Raw genomic sequence first — 21,678 nt, 5'->3', positions numbered from 1 at the left:
AGCGAAAGGATCGCAATGGTATTGATTCTTATTGCCCTTGTAAAACCCTGGAGACGAATGAGCGGGTAAAAACCGTAAGGACAAATTGTAAAGAATGTAAATTCAGTGCTAATAGCAATAAATCGCAATTGATACCAATACGTATTTACCCTATATTCCGCGGCCTCAAATCCTTGGGGAGGGGAATTCACATGTCACGCCAACCATCACAGTTACCTGTCAGTTCACCGCGTCTGTTCGCGTCTGCAATTGGCGTGGCCATTACCGCCAGCTCCGCAGCCCATATGGCTTACGCGGCGGAAAATACCGACGACAAAGCGCCGCGTAACGAGATTTCGCTGGATGCCACCAGCGTCGTTGGCGAACAGGACGACACGTCCTACAAGACTGATACCTCTGCCTCCAGGAAATTTACAGCGCCACTGCGTGACACGCCAAAAAGCGTCACCGTCATCCCGCAGCAGGTTATCCGCGATACCGGGGCTACCAGCCTGGTCGACGCACTGCGTACCACTCCGGGCATCACCTTCGGTGCAGGCGAAGGCGGCAACCCGGCCGGCGACCGTCCAATCATCCGCGGCTTTAACGCGGAGGGTGACGTGTTCATCGACGGCATGCGTGACCCCGCGTCGCAAAGCCGGGAAATCTTCAACGTCGAATCGATTGAAGTCAGCAAGGGCCCTGGCTCCGCGTTCACCGGTGCCGGTTCGACCGGTGGCAGCCTGAACCTGGTGACCAAGACCGCCAAGCTGGGCAACTCGTACAACGGCGGCTTTACCTATGGTTCCGATCAGACCAAGCGCACCACGCTGGACCTGAATCAGCAAATGACCGATACCTCGGCCTTGCGCCTGAACCTGATGAAACACGAAGCCAACGTGGCCGGTCGCGACGGTGTCGACGTCAGCCGTTGGGGCGTTGCTCCGTCCTTCGCCTTCGGCCTGGGCACCGATACTCGTCTCACCGTCGGTTACTACCATGTCGAAACCGATGACATGCCGGACTACGGCATCCCGCTGACGCTGAGCCCGAACCGCAGCAAACACGTGGTCGACAAGCCGGTGCACGTGGACCGCGACAACTTCTACGGTCTGAACACTCGTGACTACCGCGAGTCCACCAATGACAGCGGCACGATCAAGCTCGAGCACGATCTGAATGACAACCTGACCCTGTCCAACAGCTTCCGCATGTCGCGCTCGACCCTCGACTACGTCGTCACCAACCCGGACGACAGCAAAGGCAACGTGGCTAATGGCATGGTGCTTCGCAACACCAAAAACCGTAATTCGACCTCTTCCGGCTGGGTCAACCAGACCGACCTGAGCGCCAGGTTCGACACCGGTTTTATCGAGCACAGCCTGGTTACCGGCATTGAGTTTTCCTATTCGGACACGCATAACCGCCCCTACGTTGTCACGTCTGCCGCCGGCACCTCGACCACCTGCTCGCCACGATTGCTGGCCAGTGGCGATTGCACCAGCCTGAACAACCCGACCCCGAATGACAGTTGGTCGGGCACCATCACCGAAGGCCTGGCCTATACCGATACCGACACCAAGACCGGTGCGGCCTACGTGTTCGACACGCTGAAGTTCGACGAGCAATGGTCGCTGAATCTCGGCCTGCGGTATGACAACTACAAGACCACCTCCAGTGGTTTCGCCACCCGCGCTCCAGCCGGTAACTTCTCCCGCGAGAACACCAGCGACCTGGTGAACTACCAGGTGGGTCTGGTCTACAAGCCACTGCCTAACGGTAGCGTCTATGCCGCGTATTCGACCTCCAGCAACCCGGGCGGTGAAACCAGCGGCAACGGCAGCCTGGAATTGACCGCGGCCAATAGCGATCTCGATCCGGAACGCAACCGCAACTACGAGATCGGCACCAAGTGGGACTTCTTTGGTGACGACCTGTCGGTGACCGCTGCACTGTTCCGCACCGAGAAAACCAACGCACGGATCGATGACCCGGATGGCGCCACCACTCAAGTGCTTGATGGTGAGCAACAGGTCAATGGCCTGGAGCTGACCTACGCCGGCAAGATCACCCACAACTGGCGGGTCTACGGGGGTTACACCTACATGGAAAGCGAGGTGGTGAAGACCACCCGGCCAATCGATGAAGGCAACCACATGCCCAGCACACCGAGGAACAACTTCACCTTCTGGTCGACCTATGACCTGATGCCTGAGTTGACCATCGGTGCAGGTGCCACCTTCGTTGACTCGCAGTTCGGCAACGTCGCCAACTCGGTGGAAATTCCTTCCTACTGGCGGTATGACGCGATGGCGACTTACCGCCTGAGCAAAAACGTCGACTTGCAGCTCAACGTACAAAACCTGACCGACGAGCGCTACTTCGACCAGATACTCCAGAATCATTACGCCCACGTCGCCGCTGGCCGTACCGCGCTGCTGAGTACCAACTTCCACTTCTGATAGAAGCGCAAGTTCGCCAAGCCCTGCTCATGGTCATGAGCGGGGCTTTTCTGTGTAATGTGCGGGCCTTTGACCAGAGCCCGCATGCGTGACGCCCACCCACGGCATAATGCGCGCCGTGACGATTATTTTTGAATGAGGAAGGCGGTCGACGTGTTGAAGAAAACCCTGTTCCAGCTGCACTGGTTTTTCGGTATCAGTGCCGGGCTGGTCCTGGCCTTGATGGGCATCACCGGCGCTACGGTGTCGTTCCAGGACGAGATCCTGCGCGCGCTCAACCCTTCTGTGCTGCAAGTCGAGAAGCGCACCGCCGGCGTGCTACCGCCTGCCGAACTGGTGGCCAAGGTCGAGGCGGCTGAAGGCAAGCAGGTCTCGATGCTCTGGGTCGACACCGACAGCGGCAACGCTGCACGGGTGTTCTTCACCCCGCCGCCGGGCGAGCGCCGTGGCCAGATGCGCTACTTCGACCCCTATACCGGCGACTTCATGGGTGATGCCACGGGCCAGGACTTCTTCGGCCTGATGTTGCAGCTGCACCGTTTCCTGGCGATCGGCGATACCGGTCGACAAATCACCGGCGCCTGCACGCTGATGCTGATTTTCTTCTGCCTGTCCGGCCTCTACCTGCGTTGGCCGCGTCAGGTCGCCAGCTGGCGCGCCTGGCTGACCTTCGACTGGGCAAAAAAAGGTCGCAGCTTCAATTGGGACCTGCACGCGGTGACGGGCACCTGGTGCCTGGTGTTCTACCTGCTGGCGGCGCTGACCGGTTTGTCCTGGTCCTACGAGTGGTACAACAAAGGTCTGACCAGGCTGCTATCCGATTCACCCAATAGCCAGATGCGCAAAGGCGGACGTGGCGCCGCGCCTTCGGGCCCTGCACCGACCGCCGATTACCAGGCAATGTGGAGCAGCATCTACAGCGCCGCCGGCCCGGACTTGAGTGCCTACAACATCCGCATGCCGCCAGTGGCCGGGCAACCCGCTACGGTGTTTTATCTGCTGAAAAACTCCCCCCACGATCGCGCCCTGAACCAGATCATGCTCGATCCGCTCAACGGCACCGTCAGCAAACATGAGCGCTACGCCGACAAGAGCTTCAAAGCGCAACTGTTGACCAGCATTTACGCGCTGCATGTGGGCAGCTACTTCGGGATCGTCGGACGTATCCTGGTGACCCTCGCGTCACTGAGCATGCCGCTGTTTTTCATCACCGGCTGGCTGCTGTACCTGGATCGTCGACGCAAGAAACGTCAGGTAAAAAATGCTCGCAATGGACTGGTTCAAAGCAACAACGATACACCGGCATGGCTGATCGGTTTCGCCAGCCAGAGCGGTTTTGCCGAACAGCTGGCATGGCAGACTGCCGGGCAATTGCAGGCGGCGGGCCTGCCGGTCAAGGTTCAGCCCCTGGCCGATGTCAGCGAGCAGGATCTGCGTGGTTCCAGTAACGCGCTGTTTGTGGTCAGCACCTTCGGCGACGGCGAAGCGCCGGATAGCGCGCGTGGTTTCGAGCGCAAGGTGCTGGGTCGCGCGTTGAGCCTGGACAGCCTCAACTATGCAGTACTCGGGCTCGGCGACCGACAGTATCAGCACTTCTGCGGTTTCGCCCGGCGCCTGCACAGCTGGTTGGCCGAGCATGGCGGCAAGACCTTGTTCGCGCCGGTGGAAGTCGACAGCGGCGACCCTTACGCCCTGCGCCACTGGCAGCAGCAACTCGGCCAGCTGACCGGACAGGCACCAGCGGACACCTGGCAAGCGCCGAGCTTCGATAACTGGACACTCAGTCAGCGCACGCTGCTCAACCCCGACAGCAGCGGTTGCGGCGTGTACTTGCTGGGGCTGACAGCACCCAACACCAGCAGCTGGCTAGCCGGTGACCTGGTGGAAGTACTGCCGCGCAATTGCCCGTGGTCCATTGAACATTTCCTTCAAGGCCTGGGCATCCCTGGCGACAGTCGGGTGCAACTCGCTGGTTTGCAGGAAAGCCTCGAACAGGCCTTGGCCAGCCGCCAACTTCCGGACAATCGCGCGCATTTGGTAGGGCTGCATGCCCAGGCGCTGGTGGACGCGCTGATACCCTTAGCCATGCGTGAGTATTCAATCGCCTCGATCGCCGCCGACGGCCTGCTGGAGCTGATCGTGCGTCAGGAACGGCGTGCCGACGGCAACCTGGGCACCGCTTCCGGCTGGCTGACCGAACATGCACCACTGGGTTCGGCCATTAGTCTGCGGGTGCGGCGCAACAGCGGTTTCCATCTGCCCGCCGAGCCCGTACCGATGATTCTGCTGGGCAACGGCACCGGCCTCGCCGGCCTGCGCAGTTTGCTCAAGGCGCGAATTGCCGACGGCCAACAACGCAACTGGCTGATATTCGGAGAGCGCAACATCGAACACGACTTTCACTGCAAGGACGAACTCCAGGAATGGCTGATCGGTGGTGATCTGGCGCGCCTGGACCTGGCGTTCTCGCGGGACCAGGCAGAGAAGATCTACGTACAGGATCGCCTGCGTGAAGCATCCGGCGAGTTGCAGAAATGGTTGGCCGAAGGCGCGGCAATTTACGTCTGCGGGAGTTTGCAGGGGATGGCGTCAGGGGTGGATCAGGTGCTGAAAGAGGTGCTGGGTGCTGAAGAGGTTGAGAGGCTGATTGAGCACGGGCGTTATCGACGGGATGTTTATTGAAGCGTTGATGTGTCCACTTTATAACGGCTGCGTATGGAATACAGCTTTCGCGGGTACGTAGCAGCTGCCGAAGGCTGCGTTCGGCTGCGAAGCAGACGTAATCCAGTCACCGCATTGCACCTGCCCCGCCCCGGAGGCAGGTTTTTGCGTCTGCTGCGCAGCCGAACGCAGGCTTCGCCAGCTGCTACGAGGAACGTACAGCCGGCAAATGTCCGAAGGACAAATTGCATCAAGCCGGCTGCAGCTTCTGCTCAAACACCGCCACCCCATCCAGATCCCGCAAGATGATGCTCATTTCGGCGGTCTGCCCGTCAATGTTCACTTCTCCAAAAAACTGAAACCCGGCAAACGGCGAGGTGTTTTGCGCCGGTGGGGCTTTTTCGAACACCACTTCGGGGCCAAAGGTCTTGTCCAGCGTATCGGGCCCGAAACTGCCGGCGTTCAAGGGACCTGCGACAAATTCCCAGAACGGTTCGAAGTCCTGAAACGCCGCCCGGTCTGGATGGTAATGATGCGCTGCGCAGTAATGCACGTCGGCCGTCAGCCACAGGTAGTTGCGTACCCGCTGCGCCCGCAGGAACCCCAGCAGTTCGGCTATTTCCAGTTCTCGCCCCTGAGCCGGACCCGGGTCACCGTTGGCCACTGCCTCCCAGCGTGGCACGCCGGGACTCACTTCGCCGTCCGGCACTGCGAGGCCGATCGGCATGTCGGCGGCGATGACTTTCCACTGCGCGACGGAGCCCTTCAACTCGCGCTTGAGCCAGTCCAGTTGCTCGCGACCAAGGAAGGGTTTCGCGCCGCCGAGGTTGTCGTCGTTGGTACCGCGATAGCTGCGCATATCCAGTACGAACACCTCCAGCAACGGTCCGTAGCTCAGCTTGCGATAGATCCGCCCACCCTGATCGGCGCTCTGTAAACGCATCGGTGCATATTCGAGCCAGGCCTGTCGGGCACGCCCCACCAGGCTGTGGATATCTTTGTTGTGGTAGCGCCCATCCAGTTGCTTGCCGGGCGACCAGTTGTTGACCACTTCGTGATCGTCCCACTGCCAGATCTGCGGCACTTGGGCGTTGAAGCGCCGAATGTTTTCATCCATCAGGTTATAGCGATAGTTGCCGCGGTAATCGTCGAGGGTTTCGGCGACTTTGCTTTTGGCCTCGGTGGTGAGATTGCGCCAGATACGGCCGCCCTCGGTGCTGATGTGCGCCGGTACCGGTCCGTCGGCGTAGATGCTGTCGCCGCAGTGGATAAAGAAGTCCGGCAGACGCAAGCGCATCGCCTCATAGATGCGCATGCCGCCAATCTCGGGGTTGATGCCGAAACCCTGGCCGACCGTATCGCCACTCCAGACGAAACGAATATCGCGCCGTTGCTGTGGCACGCTGCGCAGGTGGCCAAACCAGGGTTCGCTGGCCACGCCGCTTTGGGCATCTTCGAAAAACACCCGATAGAAAATTGCTTGATCGGCGGGCAAGCCAGTGAGTTCGACGCGGGCGGTGAAGTCACTGCGGGCATCGGCCAGTGGCGAGATGAAGCGTCGAGGGTTACTGAACAGGCTCCGAGTGTCCCATTCCACGACCATCCGCGCCGGGCGGTCGCTGCGGCTCCAGATCATCGCCCGGTCGCCCAGCAAGTCACCGGACTGCACGCCATCAGTGAGTTGCGGACGATCCTTGACCGAGGCAATCACCGCCGGCGCCAGGCCGGGTAACAACATCCCGGCCCCTACAGCCTGCACCAGCCGACGGCGGCCGAGATCGAATTCGCTCATGGTGTTTGTCCCTTGACCATCCAGAAGGAAAGCTTAGGCATGGAGCGATGAATGGGGTGTGACAGCAAAAAGATCAAGATCAAAAGATCGCAGCCTGCGGCAGCTCCTACGCCGACCGAGTACATCCGCTAATTTGCGGGTGTATACGAATCCCGTAGGAGCTGCCGCAGGCTGCGATCTTTGCTTTAAGCCTTGACCGGCTCCAGGACCAACTCAACCACCTCAGACCGTTTGATGAACGCATACGTCACTGCGGTCAGCAAACTCCCGGCAACAATCGCCAGCAGGTACAACAATGCGTGATTGATCGCGTTCGGGATCAGCATCACGAACAGCCCACCGTGGGGGGCCATCAGTTTGCAGCCGAAGTACATCGACAATGCGCCAGTCAACGCACCGCCGGCGATACTCGCCGGGATCACCCGCAAGGGGTCCTTGGCGGCAAACGGAATCGCCCCTTCGGAGATAAAGCACAGGCCAAGCACAAAGGCCGCCTTGCCGGCTTCACGCTCGGCCTGGGCGAACTTGCGGCGGGCGATGAAGGTGGCGATGCCCATGCCGATCGGCGGCACCATACCGGCGGCCATGGTCGCGGCCATCGGTGCGTAACTTTGCGATGCCAGCAGGCCGACCGAGAAGGCATAGGCGGCTTTGTTGATCGGCCCACCGAGGTCGACGCACATCATGCCGCCGAGCAACACCCCGAGCAGGATTGCGTTGGTGGTGCCCATGCTGTCGAGGAAGTGGGTCAGGGCTTCGAGCATCCCGGCGACCGGCTTGCCCACCACGTAGATCATCACCAGGCCGGTGAACAGGCTCGCCAGCAACGGAATGATCAGGATCGGCTTCAAGGCTTCGAGACTTTGCGGCAAGCGCACCCAGCGGTTGATCGCCTGTACTGCGTAACCGGCGATGAAACCGGCAATGATCCCGCCGATAAATCCCGCCCCCAGGGTGCTGGCCAGCAAGCCGCCAATCATCCCCGGCGCCAGGCCCGGCCGGTCGGCGATCGAGTAGGCGATGTACCCGGCGAGCAACGGCACCATCAGCTTGAACGCGGTCTCGCCACCGATCTGCATCAGTGCCGCCGCCAGCGTGCCAGGCTCCTTGAACGCGGTGATACCGAAAACGAACGACAAGGCGATCAGCAAACCGCCAGCCACCACCATCGGCAACATGAACGACACACCGGTCAGCAGGTGTTTGTAGACCCCGGTCTTCTCTGCCTTGGCCGGGCCCTGGCCAGCGGTCGCGGCGCTTTCCTGTTTACCCTCGGCCAGCGCCTTGTTCAGCGTGGCTTCGGCCTGCTTCAAGGCGATGCCGGTGCCGCAGCGGTAAATCTTCTTGCCGGCGAAACGTTCGGTGGCGACTTCGATATCCGCCGCCAACAACACCACATCGGCATCGGCAATCGCTGTCGCGCTCAAGGGCGTGCGGGCTCCGACCGAACCCTGGGTTTCTACTTGCAGGTCGTAACCCAGGCGCTTGGCCGCTTGCTGCAAGGCTTCAGCGGCCATGAAGGTATGGGCGACGCCAGTCGGGCACGCGGTCACCGCCACCAGCCGCGGCGCGCTTTTGCTGACGGCGACAGGCTCGGCAAGCACTTGTTGGGGCGCGACATAGACCTGCGCCTCCTCGGCCCCACGGCGCAGCACTGCTTCGACATCCTGCAGCGCCTGAGCCGGGGTGCTCTGGAACACCCGCTTGCCAACAAAACGCGACATGTCCAGCGGCGTGCTGCTGACCACCAGCAGCCATTCGGCGGCCTCGATAGTCGCGGCGGACAACTGCCGCTCCGGATGTGCGGCGTCATGTATTTCGACACTGGTGCTCCAGCCCTGGCGTTGCGCCGCTGCATCGAGCAAACGCGCGCAAAGCACACTGGTGACCATGCCGTTCGGGCAGGCAGTAACAATGGCTAATTTCATTACAAACCCTCTTATTGTTCTGTCAGGGGGTGAACACGCACCCCCTTCTCGAGCTGCGCCAGTTGCGTGGCATCGCTGATTCCGAAACTGATCTGGGTCACCGCCATGGCGGCAATCGCGGTGGCCGTGCGCAAGGTCTGTTCAGGGGTATGCGCACTGAGCAAACCGTGGAGCATGCCGGCCAGCAAGGAGTCGCCGGCACCCACGGTGCTGGCGACGCTGACCCTGGGCGGCAGTGCCTGCAAGGCGGTACCGACGCCGAACCAGTTCACCCCGTCGGCACCGTGGGAAATCACCACATGTTCGATGCCTTGAGCCTGTAACCGGCTCGCCGCCTCGGCTTGTGCCGCCACCGATACCACCGGGGAATCCAGCGCCTCGGCCAGCTCTTCGGTGTTGGGCTTGATCAGCCATGGACCTGCCTTGAGCCCTGCGCGCAGGGCTTCACCGCTGGTGTCCAGGGCGATTTTCAAACCGAGGTTCTTCAGGCGAATCAGCAGCGCTTGAAACCACTGCGCACTGATTCCTCGCGGCAGGCTCCCGGCGACCACCACCGCGTCATGCCCCGCGGCAATCTGCTCAAGACGATCGAGCAGCGCTTGTTGAGCAGCTTCACTGACCTGCGGTCCCGGCCCGTTCAGGTCGGTGATACGCCCGTCGCCTTCAGCCAACTTGATATTGCTGCGGGTTTCTCCAGGCACTCGAATGAATTCGTCGACAAAACCGCGCCGGGCAAACAGCGCTTCGAAAGCCTGTGGATTGTCCTCACCGAGGAAACCGCTGACGGTCAATTGATGCCCGAGATCGGCCAGCACCTGTGCCACGTTCACGCCCTTGCCTGCAGCATAGGTGTGCATGGCGTCGCTGCGGTTGACCTGACCGGGCGCAAGCTTCGTTAACTGGACGGTGAGGTCCAGCGCCGGGTTCAGGGTCAGGGTCAGAATTCTAGCCATTACAGAGCCTCCACAAGAGCGCGTACTTCATGGGCGCTGCCCACGGCCAATGCCTGCTGAGCGAGAATTTTTGCCTGGCTCAGGCTGAGTTCGCGAACCCGCGCCTTGACCTCGGGAATGCTGCGCGCCGACACGCTCAACTCATCCACCCCAAGACCGACCAGCACCGGTACGGCCAGCGGGTCCGCCGCCAGCTCTCCGCAGACGCCAACCCATTTGCCATGGGCATGGGCCGCGCGCACGGTGATGTCGATCAGCATCAAGACCGCCGGGTGCAAGCCATCCGCCTGGGCCGACAGGGTCGGATGGCCGCGATCGATGGCCAGGGTGTATTGGGTCAGGTCGTTGGTGCCGACGCTGAAGAAGTCGACTTCCTTGGCCAGTACCGGGGCAAGCAATGCCGCCGACGGTACTTCAATCATGATCCCCAGTTGCAGGTCGGCCACCGGAATTTCCAGGCGCAGGCGTTCGGTCATGTCCCGGGCCTGACGCCATTCATCAACACTGCCGACCATCGGAAACATGATCCGCAGCGGTCGGTTATCAGCGGCTCGCAGCAAGGCACGCAGCTGGGCTTCCATGACCTGCGGACGTTGCAGGGTCAGCCGAATACCGCGAACTCCGAGGAAAGGGTTTTCTTCCTTGGCGATTGGCCAGTAAGGCAGCGGCTTGTCACCGCCGACATCCAGGGTGCGGACCACCAAAGGTCGCCCGGCCAGGCCATCGAGTACCCGGCGGTATTCGGTTTCCTGGGTCGCCTCATCCGGCGCTTGCGGATGGGCCATGAAAATCAGTTCGGTGCGCAGCAAGCCTATGCCTTCCGCGCCCTGCTCGACTGCGCTGGTGACACCGGAGCTTTCGCCGATGTTGGCGAACACTTCAACGGCGTGGCCATCGGTGGTCAGCGCCGGTTCGTGACGCCGGGCGGCCGCGGCCTGCAAACGCTGCTCGCGGGTGTCGCGCTCTGCAATGGCGCGCTGCAAGGTCGCGGCATCGGCGTCCACATGCAGGCGACCGCGCTGACCGTCAAGCAACAGCGGCGTGCCCGGTGCCAGCAGCAATACCGCGGCACCAGCACCGACCAGCGCCGGAATGCCCAAGGCCCGGGCAACAATCGCGCTGTGGGCAGTGGCGCCACCGCGGGCGGTCAGAATACCGGCAACCCGTGCAGGATCAAGGCGCGCCACGTCCGACGGACCGACTTCATCCATCACCAGAATGTAGGCTTGCTCTGGTTCGACCGGGGTTTCGACACCACACAACTGCGCCAGCACCCGACGTCCGACATCCCGCAAATCCGCCGCACGCTCGGCCAGCAAGGCATCGTGCAGCGATTCCTGTTGTCTGGCCGCGGCCTCGACCACTGCCATCCATGCCGCCTCGGCGCTTTCGCCCTGCTTGAGGCGGGTGTCGACTTCGTCGGTCAGCTCCGGATCGTCGAGCATTTCCTGGTGGGTGATGAAAATCTCCCGGATAGCCTTGGCCTTGCTGCGCTGAATCAGCCCTTCGATGTCGCTGCGAACTTCAGTCAGCGCTTGCTTCAGGCGCTCGCGCTCGATGGCGGCAGACTCGCCGCGCAACGGGTAGTCAATTGGTTGCAGCACTTGAATGTGCGCCGGGCCGATGGCGATCCCCGGCGCGGCGGCGATGGCCTGAACCAGGCTGCCCGAGGCCGGAGCCGTCAACACCTGGGTGACTTCAGCGATGATTTCACGGGGTGCGCTGACGGCTGGCAACGGCTCGACTTCTTCGCCAAGCCCCTCTTCAATGGCCGCCAGCAAGGCTGGCAAGGCATCGGCAGCAATGCTCGGCTCAGCGATGAACTCCAGCACCTGGCCACGATGGGCGCCGAGGCTGAGCAACTTGCTCAGGCTCTTCACCGACACCGCAGTGTCCTGGCCATCGACGATCCGCACGCGAATCTCACCTTCGAAACTTTTCGCCAGTTGCGCGAGAATCTTCGCCGGGCGCGCATGCAGACCGTGGGCGTTGGCCAAGGCAATGCGGGCGCTCGGCCAGTCGGCCGGCACTTCGCCACCGAGCACTTCCAGCACCGCACGACTGCTGGTGGCACGCCCCAGTTCACTCCCGCGACCTTCAATCAGCAAGGCACAGAGGCGTTCGAGCAAGGCTTGATGGGCTTCCCCCAGACTGGCCAGGCAAAACAGACCGCTGAGCGGTTGGCCGAGGTAGCGGATCGGCTTGTCCGGCGTGACGAAGGCCAGGCCCGGACGCTTGACGGTCTGTTCGCTGTGCAACCACCACAGGCCATCGCCCAGCGGCAATGCGTCAACTTGCTGCAACACCGCGGAAAAACCATTGCTGACGCAGTCGGCCTGGCGCAGCAAACGCGCGCCGCGCCAGACCAGTTCTTCGAAATCATCGGCAGACACGCCCAAGCCGATCATCTGCGCGTCCAGCGCCAGCTCTTGCGGCGCGCCTTGCAGCAGCTTCAGCAACGCCTCGGCGGAACTGGCGCGGCGCAGGGCCTGGCCCAGATCGGTTTCACCGAGGGCGCGGGTGAGCAATTGCAGCAAGCGCAAGTGTTCATCTGATTTGGCGGCAATGCCGATCGCCAGATAGACGATCTGGCCGTCGCCCCAGTCCACCCCTTCGGGGAACTGCAACAGGCGCACGCCGGTGGTGAACACCTTGTCGCGGGTTTCGGGAGTGCCATGGGGGATCGCAATACCTTGACCGAGAAAGGTCGAGCCCTGGGTTTCTCGGGCCTGTAAGCCGCTGAGGTACCCTTCTTCGACCAGACCATCGTCGACCAGCTTTTCGGCAAGCAGATGGAGTGCCGCGGACTTATCCACAGCCGACTGGCCCATGGATATCTGCTCTATGGTGAGCTCGAGCATGCTTTCTCCTATTTAGCGCAAGGTAGCGCTAGGTATTGTTTTGAATGAATCAGCTTAGGCTTATTGTCAGAACAGCCCCGGGCGGCTGCTTGGCAGAGCCGGCCCGATTCGTTACACCCCTGAAAATACGCCTGCTGAAACGTTTAATCTATAATATTTGCCACGTTACTTGATTATCGCTCATCCTTGAAGCTCTACCCGTCGGTTGCAGTTGTGACGATGGTCCCCTGCCCAGATCGGTTACGATCGGACAAAATGTCGGGGCAAGCTCCAAAACAACAAGGAATTCCCGGGTTGAAACTCAGTGATATCGCCCAACTGGCCGGTGTGTCTGTCACCACCGCCAGCTACGTCATCAACGGCAAAGCCGAACAACAGCGAATCAGTCGCAGCACCGTCGAGCGTGTGCAGGCGGTGGTCGAACAACATGGCTTCACGCCTAACCCGCAAGCGGCAGGGCTGCGCAGCCGGCATACGCGCACCCTGGGTTTCATTCTGCCGGACCTGGAAAACCCCAGTTACGCGCGGATTGCCAAGCTGCTCGAACAAGGTGCCCGCGCTCGCGGCTATCAATTGCTGATCGCCAGCTCCGACGATGCGCCGGACAGCGAGCGGCAATTGCTGCAACTCTTCCGCGCCCGGCGCTGCGACGCGCTGTTCGTCGCCAGCTGCCTGCCGTCCGATGATGACAGCTATCGCCAGTTACAGGCCAAGGGCCTGCCGATCATCGCCATCGACCGGGTCATGGAGCCCGAGCATTTCTGCTCGGTGATCAGCGATGATCAAGAGGCCAGCCTGCAACTCACCCGCAGCCTGTTGCAGCCCTTGCCGCGGCAGATTGCGCTGATCGGTGCGCGGCCCGAGCTGAGCATCAGCCAGGAGCGTGCCGCCGGCTTCAAGCAGGCCTTGTCCGGGTTCGACGGCGAGATCCTGATCGAGCATGGCGAAGCGTTCAGCCGCGACTGCGGACGGCAGTTGATGGAAGAGTTGCTACAACGCCTCGGCCACTTGCCGGATGCGCTGGTGACTACCTCTTACGTGCTGCTTCAGGGCGTGTTCGACGCCCTGCATGACTTCCCGCTCAAATCCCGACCACTGCGCCTCGGTACCTTCGGCGACACACAGCTGCTGGACTTTTTGCCACTGCCGGTGAATGCCATGGCCCAGCAACATCAGCTGATCGCCGACAAAGCCTTGCAACTGGCCTTGGCAGCGATTGAAGAACAGCATTACCAACCGGGCGTACAGGCCATCGCCCGAACCTTCAAGCAGCGCATTCACGAGGCGTGAACGTGGAGCTGATCGACAGCCACACTCATCTGGATTTTCCGGACTTCGACGACGATCGTCAGGCACTGCTGGCTGACAGCCGCGCCCTCGGGGTGCGGCGAATGGTGGTGCTGGGGGTTTATCAGCGAAACTGGCAGCGCGTCTGGGATCTGGTGCAAAGCGACCCGGACCTGTATGCCGCGTTCGGCATGCACCCGGCATACCTCGATGAGCATCGCCCCGCGCACCTGACGGAACTAGCTGACTGGCTGACGCGCCTGGCCGGTCATCGCCAAGTGTGTGCAGTGGGCGAGATTGGTCTCGATTATTTTCTCGAACACCTCGACCGCGCCCGGCAACAAACGCTGTTCGAAGCACAGTTGCAACTGGCGGCCGATTTTCAGCTACCGGCGCTGTTGCATGTCCGTCGCAGCCACGCAGCCACCATTGCCACCCTCAAACGCTTTCGCTTGAAGCGCGCAGGCATCATCCACGCCTTCGCCGGCAGTCAGGAAGAGGCCCGCGAATACCTCAAACTTGGCTTCAAACTCGGGCTGGGTGGCGCCGCGACCTGGCCGCAGGCGCTGCGCATGCACAAAGTCCTCAAGGTTCTACCGCTGGATGCCGTGGTGTTGGAGACTGACTCGCCGGATATGGCGCCCGCCATGTACCCCGGCCAACGCAACAGCCCGCAGCACCTGCCGGCGATTTGTACCGCGCTGGCCGGGATCATGGCCGTCAGCCCGCAGCAACTGGCCGCAGCCAGCACCGCCAACGCCTGTGAGTTGTTCAACTGGTAATCAGTCGGCGTGAGCCTTGGCGGCTTGCAGGATCAGCGTCATACGCTGTCGGTGCCGGGCAAAACGCAGGATGATGAAGTAGAGCAAGATCACAATCAGCGAAAAGTTGAGCTGTGCCACCACACCGATCAGCCCCACCCATTCCATCACCAACGCGACCAACAACGCGGTGAGGATCAACACCATCATGCTGGCCCGCAACATGCCCAGCGAATCCAGCGACTTGAGACGCCTCATCTGTTTCGGGCAGCTGAGCTGCAAGGTTTTCTGACAATTTGCACAAGCGAACGCTTCATTGATCGCGATGGCATTCAGTTGCCAGGGTTTAAGCACCAGCGTGATCTGGCAATGGGCGCAATGCCCTTTGATTCCCATCGTTGTAGAAGTCATAACCTGGTTCCCTCAGGGTTACGTCGGGCATAGCCCACTGATCAAGAGGTATGAATCTTCCTCCATTGCAGAGGAAAAATCAGGTTAGAGAGGAAAACAGGAAAGACTTCACGCCTACAGGAAACAAGTACTACAGATTGTATGCGGTCCAATCACAATCGGCGGCCTGAAAGCCGCCGACTGAATGTTGACTTTTCTAACTCAAACCCGGAACGCGCTGATCAACTGCTTCAACTGCACCACCTGCGCCGACAGCTGGCGACTGGCGTTTTCGGTCTGGTGCGCGCCTTCGGCTGTGCGTTCTCCGGCGCGGTTGATCTCGACAATGTTTTGATCGATATCGTGGGCCACCGCGGTTTGCTGCTCCACCGCCGCAGCAATCTGCTGGTTCTGATCGACGATCATTCCGACTGCGCCGAGGATGTTTTCCAGCGCCTGCTGGACCTTTTCCGATTGGCTGACCGTACCGTTGGCCATCTGATGGCTGACGCCCATGGCCTTCACCGCCGCGCCAACTCCGCTGTGCAGCTTGGCAATCATCTGCTCGATTTCTTCAGTCGATTGCTGAGTGCGCTTGGCCAGGGTCCGGACCTCGTCGGCCACCACCGCAAAACCGCGACCCTGCTCACCGGCACGTGCAGCCTCGATGGCCGCGTTGAGCGCCAACAGGTTGGTCTGCTCGGCAATGCTTTTGATCACCTCCAGCACACGACTGATGGACTGGCTATCGCTGGCCAATTGGTTGATCACCAACACTGACTGGTCGATCTCGCTGGCCAACTGGGCAATGCTGCCCTGTTGCGACTCCACCAGCCCACGTCCACTGATGGTTTCGTCGTTGACGCTGTGAGCACTGCTGACCGCCGCCGCTGCGCTGCGGGCGACTTCCTGGGAGGTCGCTGACATCTGATTCATCGCCGTCGCCACCTGCTCGATCTGGCTGCGCTGGCCGGCCACTGCCTGATTGCTCTGAGCCGACACCGATTCCACCTGGCCAGCCTGACGCTCGACTTCACTGACGGTTTTGCCCACCAACTCGATCAGGTCATGGATCTTCACCACGGTGCCATTGAACACGTTGCCCAACTCACCCAACTCATCGCGACTTTGCGCGGTGAAGGAGACAGTCATGTCACCCGCCGCGACCTTTTCCATTACCTCCCCCAGCCGTTTGAGCGTGGTGCGGGTCGAATAATAAAAACCGCCGTAAAGGTAAACGATCAACAGGAACACCGCCGCCAGAGCTACCACCAGCAACACCATGTGCGTGCGGTTCTGGTCCAGACGTTGTTGCAACTCCACACCGAGGAATTTCAGCGTGGCCTCATTGAGTTGATAAGTCTGCGCCATCAGCCCGCTGACCTGATCGTAAAAGGCTTGCCAGGGGGCATTCAGCGTATCGACCATCACCACCTGTTCTTCGAACAGCTCGCTGCCCTGCTTGAGGGAGCTTCGACTGGCGCTGGCCATTGGCTCCAGGGCCGCGTTGGCGGCCTTACTCGAGCCCAGCGCATCCTGCAGTTTCAAACCGTACTCGGCCTGAAGCTTTTCAATTTGCTGTAACAACTCATCGAAGCGAGTACTTGAGGACGAGTTTAGAAAGCCCTGGCCGAGGGAATAGCTGCCAATGGCCCGGCCTTCGCCGAGGATTTGCGTGACTTGCGGGGTGACACTGGTGATCAGCTCACTCAACTGACGCATGTCGCTTTGATTATCGCGACTCAAGCCGGACTGGCTGGCGATGATCTGGCTGAAAATCTGTGCGCTGCCGAGCAACTTGCCGATCAACGCGCTTTTGCTTTGCAACGAGGTCTCGGCTTGCTGAGCTTTGAACGCCGAAATCATTTCATCGCGTTTTTCATCGAAGACGCTGATCTGCTCGGGGTCGATGGTCACGGCCGACAACCCCTGCATACGCTCCAGGACACTCTGCTCAAGCGCGGCAATCTTCGACTCGACATCCCCGGCCTTGCCGGATTGACCGAGCGTGACGTTGATCTGCACCAGATTATTCAGGGTTTCCAGATCCCGCCGCAGCGTCAGGCTGCTACCCAGCAGGTCAAGGCTTTGCAATTCAACCTGGGTGCCCTGGAATTCGCGATAAGAGTCGCGGACCAGATAGAAGTTGGTTACCAGCATCGGCAGGAAAAACAGGACACTGATCAGGCTGAACTTCATGCCGAAGCTCAAGCGGTTCATCAGCGCGACGGCGGGATAGAGCAAGCTCTTCACAAGAAGTCTCCCTTACCTATTATTGTTATGGGCAGTCGCACAAAGGCAGCAAAGAGCCACTATTTAGCGCTGGTGCCTGTATAACTTAAATCGGCAGGAAGTTTTGTAACTTAAGGTTAACCGGACAGGAAGCTGCACCTTGAGGGGCGATAAGGTCCCCTGTGGTTAGGGGGCTTACTGTGGCGAGGGGGCTTGCCCCCGATCGGCCGGTCCGCGCTTGGACGAAGCAGTCGTAAACCCGGTGCACGCGTTCTACCTGAGAACATGCGGTGACTGGTTTCAGGACCGCTTCGCGCTCCAGCGGGGGCAAGCCCCCTCGCCACAAATGATGTTTAGTGTCGTCAGAACAACACCGTCCACAGCGCAAAACAGGAATACCAGAGCACCGCAGCCCTCAGCAGCAGTTCCCACAACCGGTCAAGACTGGTAATGCCATCAGCGCCGACCATTGAGGCCGGGATCTCGGCAGCCACCAGGCCGACTTTTTCCACCAGCTGCGCGGCACTGATGTTCCAGTTGAGCAACTCATGCAACATCACCCGGCCGACCGCAACAAAGTTGCCGACCAGTGCAAAACTTGCCGCCAGCAACCGCACCGGCAACCAATCGAAAGCATGGCGCATTTGTGCGGCGGTTTCGGCCAGCTGCGGATTTTTCCCGTGCTCAGCGGCCAACGCCAGCAAACGATAGCTCAACGCCGCGACCGGACCTAGCAGGAAGTACCAGAAAATCACCGCAAAGAAGCCCTGATAGGCTTCCCACAGCAAATACCCTTGAACCCGCCCCAGCAACTGCTCGCCGCTGTCGGCGCAGACATCCAGGTCACGCTTGGCGACATGAGCGGCGGCTTGCAAGTCTTCACGACGCCAGGCATCACGAAACGGCCCCAGCCCGCCCAACAAATCCCCGCGCCCGAGACTGTAAATCACCACCAGCAAATGTATCGGCAAGGCCAACAAACCATAGGCAACCGGGTCCAGCACTACCAGTAGCAACCCCAGCACGGCGACCGGCAGTAGCACCAGCAGCGTCAACACCAGCCAGGGCCGGTTCGCCAGTCGGGGACTGGCCTCCAGTTTGGCCAATTCGCGCAGCCATCCGCTGTCGCGCTGGAGCCGATGACGCAAGGCCGAGAATTTCTCGACCCAGACCGCCAGCAGTAACACCAGAAAACTCATTGTTCTTCCCCTTTACCCAAGGCTGCGCGAAAGCGTGTCCAGTCGAACGCCGGCCCCGGATCAGTCTTGCGCCCCGGGGCAATATCGCTATGGCCGCAGATGCGCTGCGGCGTGATCGCCGTGAAGGCCTCCCGTAATTGCCGGGTCAAGGCAATCAGCGACTGATACTGAGCATCGGTGAACGGTAGCTCATCGGTGCCTTCCAATTCGATGCCCAGGGAAAAATCATTACAGCCCTCGCGCTCATCGAAGCGTGAGACGCCCGCGTGCCAGGCACGCTCAAGACAGGAGACAAACTGAGTGATCGCGCCGTCACGCTCGATCAAGAAATGCGCGGACACCCGAAGGTCGGCTATCCCGGCAAAATAGGGATGCTCAGTGACATCCAGGCGATTCTGGAAAAACTCCTGCACTTTGCCCGTCGCGAACTGGGCCGGCGGCAGACTGATGTTATGGATCACCAGCAGAGAAATCTCACCCGCGGGGCGCCCATTGAAGTTTGGCGACGGGCAATGACGTACCCCCTGAAACCAACCGCTAATGGGGTCCAACTGCATACAGGTTCCTTCAACGACGACTTTGATAGCCCAGTATGCCGCGATAGGCACCCAGGTTGCGATCACTTGCCACGATTGAGTCGGCGCAGGTTACCAAGTACCGATTCCAGTGCCCGGTCGAACAACAAGGTGTCATCGAGTTTTCGCACAGCTCCTCGGCGGAACGCCAGAGCCAGCGCGATACGGGTTCGCTCCAGCACTTTCATGCCGGTACGGTTGACGAAAAGGTAGTTGCCCGATGACTGGATAATCGCCGCCAGCTTGCAACGCAGCGTGTTTTCCTCGTCTTCCTGGAACTCGACCCAACACCCCGGACGCAACTGGCTGACTTGAAGCAGGCCGACGTCATCCTCGGCCAGACGTACCGCCGCCACTTCGATCGGCCCCTCGTCGGCGGTCCTCAGGACAATCTCCTGAAGCACCTCGACCATCGCCGCAAATCCTTCGTCGCGCTCACCGGCCTGGTTCTGCCCCGTCGGCTCGAACACCTGCACATGCAACTTTTCCAGCTGACTGAAAAATTCGCCAGTGGCAAAAGGATCGAACGCCGCGCTGCTCAAGCCTTCACGCAGCGACTTGAGCAGCCCGGGCACCAGATTGAGCAGCTGCAGACCCGCCCCTGCGTCCTCGTGGCGCTGAACGCTCCAGATCAACTCATCCATGGTCTGCAAGCCAGCCTGCCACTCGGCCGACTGTTCACCGTGCTTGAGGCAAGCCAGCAACAACACCTTGCTCCAGGCCTCCTGCAAAAAACCAACGACAACCTGCGGCAAGAGTTTGCCCAATAACCGCTGATTCAGGGCTTGCTCGACGCACCGACGAGCCTGTTGCGTCTTCGCCCGGCCTTCTTCGGCGTCACGGGTGCGCTGCTCCAGCAGCTCGCTGCGACGGCGCTCGTCGCCAGTGAAAGCGAGAAAGTCGGCCAGCAGTTCCGAGAAGATCGCCGGGTCGTCGGCAAAATCATTCAACAGCCGCTGTACCATCTGCTCGATGCGCAGGTACAGGCTGTCGCGCTGGTGATCATCGCACTCGCCCCAGCCCAGGGCGGCGGCGGCAATTTCATTGAGCAGGCGCCGGGCCGGATGACTGCCTCGACTGAAAAAGCTCTTGTCCAGCACCGCGACCTTCAGCATCGGGATCTGCAAGCGACCGATGAGCGCCTTGAGTGAATCGGGCAGATTTCGATCATCGAGGATGAACTCGAAGAGCATCGTCATCAGGTTGATCACATCCTCGTCAGCCACGCCGACAACCCGGGACTTGCCGCTTTTGACACTGACCCGGGTCAGCAACTGCTCGAGCTGATTGCGCAGATCGAAATCATCCTGGGCATCGGGTCCGGGAACGTACTGTTGCAGATGCGAGAGCAGTCGCAGCAGGTCCCGCGTCGAAATAGGCTGAATCTGCGCACAAGCTTCCAGGGTCGGAGCCACACTGCCCCTGACGTGAAGCAGCAACTCCTGCAACGCGGCGAAGACCTCCTGCACGCCCTCGTCGATCTGTGTACTGCCGGACCAGGTCGTGCCGGGGGCGGTTGGCCGGGTATCCGCGCTGGCGGCAGCTCGATCCGGCGCCCGGCGAGCCGGGGCGGTCTTGAGCTGGGGCAATACACCGGTGGCAATCAACAGATGATTGGCTTCGGCATAGAGTTGGTCAGCCTCACTGAGCACGTACTTCTCGAACAACTTGAGAATGATCAGCTTGACCTTGATCTCTACCCCCAGATTGCGCCCGGCCTGCAAAAAATACTCGCAGAGCTGGGTCGGCCCCATCGGGTTGTGCAGATCCTCGAGACGTTTGCCAAGCAGCACGCTCAAGCGTGCGGTCAATTGACCAAGGGCAAAACCGTCGCGACTGAGCACCCTGGTGACCATGGCATCCAGCGCCACGGTTCTTTCCAGCTCGTCATTGGGAGTCTGCATCACGGGATCGCAGGTCGGCGCCCGGGGCAATGGCGCTCGCGCCTGGTCGTACTGAATGAGGCCGGCAAAAGCCCGGACGAACTGCTCGAGAAAACCACGCTCTATGCTTTTGCGCTTGAGTCGCAAGTCGCGCATGGCTTCGAAGAGCCTGTTCTGATCAACAGCGTTCTGAGCGCTGTCAGCCATTTCGAACAAGGTGTCGTCGGCGTTATCGAACAATGCCTGCAAGCCCTGCCTGAGCTGCTGGGCGGCCTTGTCACGAACCTGAAGCAGAATGATGGGCAGGCGGGCGAGCGGCGAAGGGCTCGCCTGATGGGTAGCGACCTTGCGCAAAGGCACTACATTCCCGTCATTGTGCATCCAAGCCTCCTTAACGGTGATTCCCGGTTCTGTCTCAACAATCGGCACACAGTGAACGAGTGCCGAAACACTGGACCGGAGCTTACGGATCGCGAAAACCGAAAGACGTCAAAGCCATGACGTCAATTACAAGGCAGATTATCTTGCAAAAGATACCGTCTATGCCAGCAACCCCTGCATTTCATTTTGAAACAGGCCCCGCGCACGGAGCTCTCGCCCAGACCGAACCGCTCCAATGATGCGACCAAAGGCAGGCTTCAGAGCGAAGTGAAGGTGCTGGCGTCTTGGGTTCGCTCACGGCATGGCCCTATAATCGAGCCACTTTGTTTGTGGA

General features: G+C 60.5%; 13 protein-coding genes. 4 read left to right on the top strand and 9 right to left on the bottom strand.

All coding sequences use genetic code 11. The features are described from left to right. Positions 1-191: 191 nt before the first annotated feature. Entirely contained in the window at positions 192-2,441 is a 2,250-nt protein-coding gene (locus AC3IUA_RS04855; protein WP_489359374.1) for a TonB-dependent receptor, read from the top strand. Positions 2,442-2,594: 153 nt separating this feature from the next. After that, the gene (locus AC3IUA_RS04850) at positions 2,595-5,123 is read left to right on the top strand and encodes a PepSY domain-containing protein (protein WP_489359373.1); all 2,529 of its coding nucleotides are present in this window, start codon (positions 2,595-2,597) and stop codon (positions 5,121-5,123) included. A 229-nt stretch (positions 5,124-5,352) separates the two neighbouring features. Here the strand turns inward: AC3IUA_RS04850 and AC3IUA_RS04845 are convergent, their stop codons facing one another. The 4 genes from AC3IUA_RS04845 to ptsP all read right to left on the bottom strand — a co-directional run bounded on the left by AC3IUA_RS04845 (position 5,353) and on the right by ptsP (position 12,636). Then, entirely contained in the window at positions 5,353-6,894 is a 1,542-nt protein-coding gene (locus AC3IUA_RS04845) for an alkaline phosphatase D family protein (RefSeq protein WP_489359372.1), read from the bottom strand. A 185-nt stretch (positions 6,895-7,079) separates the two neighbouring features. Then, a complete protein-coding gene (locus tag AC3IUA_RS04840) occupies positions 7,080-8,822 on the bottom strand; it encodes a PTS fructose-like transporter subunit IIB (RefSeq protein WP_489359371.1) in 1,743 nt (580 codons plus the stop codon). Positions 8,823-8,833: 11 nt separating this feature from the next. Further along, a complete protein-coding gene (pfkB, locus tag AC3IUA_RS04835; RefSeq protein WP_489359370.1) occupies positions 8,834-9,775 on the bottom strand; it encodes a 1-phosphofructokinase in 942 nt (313 codons plus the stop codon). Then, positions 9,775-12,636 (bottom strand): phosphoenolpyruvate--protein phosphotransferase, encoded by a 2,862-nt coding sequence (ptsP, locus tag AC3IUA_RS04830; RefSeq protein WP_489359369.1) that lies wholly within the window; start codon positions 12,634-12,636, stop codon positions 9,775-9,777. Before ptsP ends, pfkB begins: the two co-directional genes overlap by 1 nt. A gap of 294 nt (positions 12,637-12,930) precedes the next feature. Between ptsP and cra the strand changes: the two genes are divergently transcribed. Both cra and AC3IUA_RS04820 read left to right on the top strand, forming a co-directional pair. Beyond that, positions 12,931-13,926 (top strand): catabolite repressor/activator, encoded by a 996-nt coding sequence (gene cra, locus AC3IUA_RS04825; protein WP_489359368.1) that lies wholly within the window; start codon positions 12,931-12,933, stop codon positions 13,924-13,926. A gap of 2 nt (positions 13,927-13,928) precedes the next feature. Further along, complete coding sequence (locus tag AC3IUA_RS04820) at positions 13,929-14,705, top strand: TatD family hydrolase (RefSeq protein WP_489359367.1); 777 nt, start codon at positions 13,929-13,931, stop codon at positions 14,703-14,705. Here the strand turns inward: AC3IUA_RS04820 and AC3IUA_RS04815 are convergent, their stop codons facing one another. The 5 genes from AC3IUA_RS04815 to AC3IUA_RS04795 form a co-directional block, all read right to left on the bottom strand. Further along, the gene (locus tag AC3IUA_RS04815; RefSeq protein WP_489359366.1) at positions 14,706-15,095 is read right to left on the bottom strand and encodes a hypothetical protein; all 390 of its coding nucleotides are present in this window, start codon (positions 15,093-15,095) and stop codon (positions 14,706-14,708) included. 201 nt (positions 15,096-15,296) lie between these two features. Continuing rightward, entirely contained in the window at positions 15,297-16,001 is a 705-nt protein-coding gene (locus AC3IUA_RS04810; protein ID WP_412072499.1) for a methyl-accepting chemotaxis protein, read from the bottom strand. Positions 16,002-17,668: 1,667 nt separating this feature from the next. Then, complete coding sequence (gene ampE, locus AC3IUA_RS04805; RefSeq protein ID WP_489359365.1) at positions 17,669-18,505, bottom strand: regulatory signaling modulator protein AmpE; 837 nt, start codon at positions 18,503-18,505, stop codon at positions 17,669-17,671. After that, a complete protein-coding gene (gene ampD, locus AC3IUA_RS04800) occupies positions 18,502-19,062 on the bottom strand; it encodes a 1,6-anhydro-N-acetylmuramyl-L-alanine amidase AmpD (protein WP_489359363.1) in 561 nt (186 codons plus the stop codon). Before ampD ends, ampE begins: the two co-directional genes overlap by 4 nt. A gap of 62 nt (positions 19,063-19,124) precedes the next feature. After that, positions 19,125-21,344, bottom strand: a complete 2,220-nt coding sequence (locus AC3IUA_RS04795) for a DUF1631 domain-containing protein (protein WP_489359362.1) — start codon at positions 21,342-21,344, stop codon at positions 19,125-19,127. Positions 21,345-21,678: the final 334 nt, after the last annotated feature.

This window comes from Pseudomonas sp. KH_050, assembly GCF_057838875.1.
This window is presented reverse-complemented; position numbering and strand designations above follow the sequence as displayed.